Genomic DNA, 4,221 nt, shown 5'->3' on the forward strand with positions numbered 1-4,221 from the left:
TTTCATGCGATTATGTTGCCGCTGCCGCGTCAACTTAATCGCATATCGCTCTAAACGCATTCAACCAGATCAAAAATCCCCAAAAACAGCCCTGAACCCAACGAAACATCCACACATGGCACTCTATCACAAAAAATCGACGGCTCGTGCCCCGTGCCCTGCCCCATATCAACTCACCTTGTCGCGTCATTTTTCGGCTCACCAAAAAAAGCGCGGATCGGGATGATCCGCGCTTTCTAGCACCGTGGTTCGGGCGTTATTTGCCTGATTGACCCGTGGGAGCCGGGGCGGGTGTTGCGCTGGCCGGGGATACGGCCGCTGGTGCGCTGGTCATGGTGATCATGGCCGGATTGGCTTCGCCGCTTGCGGCGGGCGAGGCTGGGTTTGCGTCGGCGAGGGAGGCGGGGCCTTCGAGGTAGGGGAATTGCGCCGCCATTTTCGCGCCGTAGAGCGGTTTCGGCAGACCTTGATGGCAGGTCGAGCAGTCGATTTTGGCGACGTCGCCATCGGGGCCGAGCAGGTCGTGAGCAAACGTGCCGGTGAGAGGCACCATATAGTCGTTGTTGAGTGCCCGGACCATGTGCAGACCGTAGTAGGCGGTGACGCGTTGCGGGGTGCTTTCGGTCCAAGAGGCGAAGTTGCGGGATTCATGGCAGAATTCGCAATTGACGCCGAGCGAGGTCGAGAAGTTCATCATCAGTGCGTAGGTCCAGTTGGTTTGCTGGATCGACATGCGGTTATCGTTCGGCAGGGCGGTGGTGCCTTCGGTGTTGATCATGGCGTTCACGCCGCCCTTGGGATGACCGACCAGGAAGGGGGTGAACGGATCGTAGGGGAGTGATGAGCCATCCGCCGCGAGGGAGGGCCGGGCTTCGCCGGTCTGGGATTCAACCATGCCGGTCGCGTGGGGCGATTCGACCCCTTTGAACCAGACATATTGCGGGTTGTTGTTGCCACGATGGCAGGTGTAGCAGGTGACGCCGACGTTTTTGACGTGGGATTTCCAGACAGCGTTGGTGTAGATGGTCATTTGGATCATGCGGCGGGCGACGCGCTTGGTGTATTTTGCGTCCGAGGCGAAATTGCCGCTGACATGGCAGTAGTTGCAGCCTTGTTTCGGCGCGACCCATTGGGTCATCGAAACCATGATCCGTGCGAATGCGGCGGCGGGAACGTTTTTCAGTACTTGAACATTTTTGTAGATGCTGCCGGCCGGCGGCCCGGCATCGACGGCCGGGACGACGGCGGGGGCCTGGTTCATCGCGAAGGAGGCGGCGATGGCGGCCGGGCTTGAGACTTGCATGATACCGGTGCCGCGGTAACCGTTCTGGACGATATGCGCGGGCGGGGGTTGAAGGGTCAGGACCGCGAGGACGGCAAGCGCAAGGCCGGCGATCAGGGCGACCAGGGGAATGGTTATTCTCATTGGTGTGCTCCCGTGCCACTCGTGATCGGGTCGATCACTTTGCCATAGACATGCGGGTAGGGGGGGGCGACGTGGTGCTTGACCGCCCAGAGGAACCAATTGTCGACCACGGTGCCGGTGAGCAAAATACCGATGCCGCCGGTGAGGGTGGTCAGGACGGCGAACCACCAGGCCCAGCGATGGATGGATTCCATGGTGGCGTTGAAGCCCATGGTCCAGCGCCAGAACAGGGCGGCGCGTTCGGAGGCGGTACCGCGATCGACGGTTTGTTCAACTTCACGCTCACCGCCGAAGCGGCTGACCGCGAGAATCGTTGCACCGTGCATCGCGAAGATCAGCACCGAACCGTAGAGGAACACGATCGAGAGCATGTGGAACGGATCGTAATAGAGATTGCCGTAGCGCAGCGAGAAGGAAACGGTCCAATCCAGATGGGGGAAGATGCCGAACGGCGGGGCCTCGCCCCAGCTGCCCATCAGCAGCGGGCGGATAAAACCAAGGACAAGGTAGAGCCAGATGGCGGAGGCGAAGGCCCAGGCGGTATGGGTACCAAGGCCGAGCTGGCGGGAGCGACGATAGATCCGCGCCCACCACAGGATCAGCGATGTGGTGAGGAAGAAGCCGGCCATCAGCCACCAGCCGCCGTGGGCGAGGCTCGGGATGCGCAGCCCATCGGACGGGGCGGGCGGTTCGAGCGCGAGCCAGGGCAGATCGCGGACGAAGCGGATCGGGTTCCAGTTCACCGAGGCCCACATATTGAGGCCGATGATCTCGAAGGCGATCAGACCGGAGACGATCGAGGCGATGCCGAGCGTGCCGAGGTAGATTGGCCCGACCTGGGCGTTGCCGATCTGACCCATGAAGTAGCTGAAGAAGGGTTTACCCTGGCGGCCCCAGATGCCGTCGGGGGCGGTGACGCCGTGGTGCAAAGGACCACGGATCTGCACCCGGGTGAAGATGTTCTGGTATTCGGCCATTATAGCCTCCCCACTGACAAATCGTTACTGGCTTGATGGTTGTTCATCACACACCTCAGTGCCCGCCGAATTGCCAGATCGGCAGGTGCAACCACCAGCCCCACCAAGACGGCCAGCCCTGGGTCCAGAACGGTCCGGAGATCAGGATGCAGGCGGCGCTGGCGAACCCGGCGCCGAGGGCGAGAAACAGGCCGAGCCGATGGATTCCGAGGGTGCCGATCGAGTAGCCGACAATATCGCGAAAGAAACTGTCCTCATGTTCGGTGAACTTGACCGGTTCGCCCTTGGCCGGATTGATGGCGGAAAGTACCAGCGATCCGTGCAAGCCGAGAGCGAGGGTGGTGGTGAAGAACAGGGTCACGGCGACCATGTGCATCGGGTTGTATTCAAAGTTGATATAATTGTAGCCGGTGTTCGACACCCAATCGAGGTGGGACATGATGCCATAGGGAAAACCGACTCCCCAGGCGCCCATCAGGAGCGGACGGATCACGTTGAGGGCGACATAGGCGAAGATGGCCACCGAGAATGCGGCGGGCACATGTAGGCCGATGCCAAGTTTGCGGGAGATTTCGACCTCGCGCAGCGCCCAGGAGACGAAGGCACCGACCGCGCAGATGGTAATGACCTGCCACAGCCCGCCATGGGTCAGCGGGGCGAACCCCAGACCGTAGGACAGGTCGGGCGGGGCGATGTTGATCTGCCAGATATTCCAGGTCGGGCCGATTGCCGCCCCCCAGAGGATCAACGCGGTGCCGACGAGAGAAAAAAAGGCGGTCGTGACGCCGAAGAAACCGACGTAGAACGGCCCTACCCAGAAATCGAACAGATCGCCGCCAACCAAGGTACCGCCGCGGACGCGGTATTTTCTTTCAAAACTGAGCATTGCCATCGGGCTCTTCCTTATTCCTTTAGAGTCTCGTGCCCCCGGTGCCGCCGCGGTAGGCCGGCGGACACCGGGGTGATACGAAAGCCTGTATCGGCCCGGCTAACTCTTTGCCGGCATCGATGATTGCTGTTGCATTGCCGGCATCGCGGCGCCACCGCCGATCCAGTCGAATCGTGGCGTGCTCAGCAGGATGAAGTGAATCAGGATCGCAAGCGCGAAGAGAAATACCGCGAGTGCGGTAAGAACCCTGCGCGGATCGAACAGAAGCCACATGCGCCACATGGTCTGTCCTCCCTCAACCGATGTTCGAGGTGAGCATTTTCACCCCGATATGAGCGTTGGTGAGGAACCCGGTGGCAAAGCCGTGCGGCCCGGGAATCCACGGCCGCCACTGCCAAACCAGGAAGTGGGCGATCGCTGCAATGATGACGAAGCCGATGAAGCTCATCATGAAGATGGAATGGAACTCCTTGGCTTCGCGTTCGGTCAGGCCGGATAGCGAGCCCTCCCGATCTTGTGTGGTCATGGACATGATAGAAATATCCTCGATTTGGCTTGAAGCGTTGCCGATTCAGACCAGTTCCGCGCGGACCCCACGCGGGGGGACGGATGACGCCTCGCGGACGCCAGCCGATGGGTGAGCCGGGCAAGCAAGGCCTGGCGAAGGGGGTGCGTCGGGTTCATGCGGGTTCCCGTTCGCGAAGGGCGGATTCGAGATGCGCAATGGTGACGCGCGATGAGCCGTCACGGCGGGCTTCGCGTTCGGCGCGGTCGCGCAGGCGCTTGGCGGCCGAGATGCGGATCAGGAACGGTTCGGTCTCGAGATGACGATCGAGCGCGGTCAGGGCGGCTGCGTCCCACAGATCGGCGGTATCGGCGCGGGCGAGGGTTGCGTCGATCTTGTCGAGCTCGGTGCCGAGCGGCAGGAT

The 4,221-nt window shown here is 61.5% G+C and carries 5 protein-coding genes and 1 pseudogene; all 6 read right to left on the bottom strand.

Going from position 1 to position 4,221, the window contains the following annotated elements; all coding sequences use genetic code 11:
• Positions 1-256: 256 nt before the first annotated feature.
• Positions 257-1,426: a photosynthetic reaction center cytochrome PufC gene (gene pufC / locus ACP5E6_RS00845; protein WP_427950384.1), complete on the bottom strand. Its 1,170-nt coding sequence runs from the start codon at positions 1,424-1,426 to the stop codon at positions 257-259.
• On the bottom strand, positions 1,423-2,403 hold the full coding sequence (gene pufM / locus ACP5E6_RS00850; RefSeq protein ID WP_427950387.1) for a photosynthetic reaction center subunit M: 981 nt from the start codon (positions 2,401-2,403) through the stop codon (positions 1,423-1,425). Before pufM ends, pufC begins: the two co-directional genes overlap by 4 nt.
• Positions 2,404-2,458: 55 nt before the next feature.
• Complete coding sequence (gene pufL, locus ACP5E6_RS00855; protein WP_427950389.1) at positions 2,459-3,295, bottom strand: photosynthetic reaction center subunit L; 837 nt, start codon at positions 3,293-3,295, stop codon at positions 2,459-2,461.
• 96 nt (positions 3,296-3,391) lie between these two features.
• Positions 3,392-3,574 (bottom strand): light-harvesting antenna LH1, alpha subunit, encoded by a 183-nt coding sequence (pufA, locus tag ACP5E6_RS00860; RefSeq protein WP_427950392.1) that lies wholly within the window; start codon positions 3,572-3,574, stop codon positions 3,392-3,394.
• A 13-nt stretch (positions 3,575-3,587) separates the two neighbouring features.
• Positions 3,588-3,824 (bottom strand): light-harvesting antenna LH1, beta subunit, encoded by a 237-nt coding sequence (gene pufB / locus ACP5E6_RS00865; RefSeq protein ID WP_427950395.1) that lies wholly within the window; start codon positions 3,822-3,824, stop codon positions 3,588-3,590.
• 148 nt (positions 3,825-3,972) lie between these two features.
• Positions 3,973-4,221 (bottom strand): annotated as a pseudogene (locus tag ACP5E6_RS00870) (chlorophyllide a reductase subunit Z); the annotation flags it as partial.

Origin of the sequence: Acidiphilium sp. (genome assembly GCF_049977125.1) — a bacterium.
GTDB lineage: Bacteria > Pseudomonadota > Alphaproteobacteria > Acetobacterales > Acetobacteraceae > Acidiphilium.